Annotated in this window: 1 protein-coding gene; it reads left to right on the top strand. The window is 68.9% G+C overall.

Features of this window, described 5'->3' with window-relative positions; genetic code table 11:
* Positions 1-95 precede the first annotated feature (95 nt).
* Complete coding sequence (locus ACWDEN_RS48060; RefSeq protein WP_450864461.1) at positions 96-1,781, top strand: IS1182 family transposase; 1,686 nt, start codon at positions 96-98, stop codon at positions 1,779-1,781.
* Positions 1,782-1,792 lie beyond the last annotated feature (11 nt).

Raw genomic sequence — 1,792 nt, 5'->3', positions numbered from 1 at the left:
GACGCTGTTGGTTAATTCGGGCCCGTGCGTGACGTCGGCTCCCAAGACCTGGTTGTGGTCTTGGGAGCCGACGTTGTCGTATGGGGTGGGTGTCGATGTCTATGCGGCCGAACGGGCCGGGCGAGATTCCGGCGGAGACGGTGCGGGTGGCGCGGGCCGCGTTCCCGAAAGGGAGCCTGGCGATCCGGGTCCGGGACGAGCTGGGTCCGTTGTTCACCGACGAGGAGTTCGCGGATCTCTTCCCGGCGCGTGGGAAGCCCGCCTGGTCACCGGGGCGCCTCGCGTTGGTGCTGGTGTTGCAGTTCGTCGAAGGGCTCACCGACCGGCAGGCCGCCGAGGCGGTGCGGGCGAGGATCGACTTCAAATATGCCCTCGCGTTGGAACTGGCTGATCCGGGCTTCGACTTCTCGGTGCTGTCGGAATTCCGGGACCGTCTCATCGAGGCGGAGGCGGGCAGGCGGGTGCTGGACGGCATCCTGGCCGCGGCCCGGGAGAAGGGGCTGCTCAAGACCGCCGGCCGGGCTCGTACTGACTCCACGCATGTGCAGTCCGCGGCCCGGGAGCTGTGCTGGCTGGAGATGGTCGCGGAGACGCTGCGTTCGGCGTTGAACACGCTCGCGCAGGCTGCGCCCGACTGGCTGGTGGAGACTGCCGAGCCGGACTGGTTTCGGCATTACGCCACCCGGGCCGAGGACTCCCGGTTCCCCAAGGCCCACACCAGGCGGGTGGAGGTCGGCAGGCGGATCGGGACGGACGGGATGCGGCTGCTTGAGGCCGTCTTCTCGCCCCAGGCGCCGACCGGACTGCGGGAGCTGGAGCAGGTCCAGATCCTGCGGCAGATGTGGGTCCAGCACTTCCACCTGACCGGGGGCGAGGTAAGGCGGCGGGACCCAAAAGACCGCCCGCCGGGCGCGACGCGCCTGGTCACGCCCTATGACCTCGAAGCCAGGGGCAGCAAGAAACGCGACATCCTGTGGGACGGATACAAGACTCATCTGACCGAGACCTGCGAGCCGGACACCCCGAACCTGATCACGAACGTGGCCACCACCGTCGCCACCGTCCCCGACAGCGTGATGAGCGAGACGATCCACACCGGCCTCGCTGAACGGGAGTGCCTGCCCGGCGAGCACTGGGTCGACACCGGATATGTCACCGCCGCCCAGATCGCGGCCGCCCGCCGTGAGCACGGCATCGAGCTGCACGGGCCGCTGCAAGCGGTCACCGTCGCCCAGACGAAGAACGGCGGCGGCTACGGACAGGACGCCTTCACCATCGACTGGGACCGGCAACACGTCACCTGCCCGAACGGAGCCACCAGCACTCAGTGGGCTCTGCGCAGTTCTCAGCAACAGCTTCCCGTGATCCGGGTCAGATTCTCCCCGGCCGACTGCCGCCGCTGCCCCGCATTGCGCGACTGCGTCAGCTCACCCAAGGCCGAACGCAGGGAACTGACCCTGCGCCAGCACGACGAGCACCAGGCCCTCCAGCGGACCCGCGCTCTCCAGCAGACCGACGACTGGAAGACCAGATACAAGATCCGCGCCGGAGTCGAAGGAACCATCTCCCAAGCCGTCGGGCGCTGCGGCCTGCGCCGATCCCGATACCGCGGCCTGGCCAGGACCAGCCTCCAGCACCAGCTCACCGGCGCCGCCATCAACCTCGCCCGCATCGACGCCCACCTCACCGACACACCCAGGGCCCGCACCCGCACCAGCCACTTCGCAGCACTCCGCCCCGCCGACCAGCCGGTCGACGGGGCGAAGCAAGGCCCGAATTAACCAACAGCGTC

It is taken from the genome of Streptomyces sp. NPDC001153, from assembly GCF_053598315.1.
Note: the sequence above shows the minus strand (reverse complement) of the source record. Positions and strands in the feature narration are given on the sequence as shown.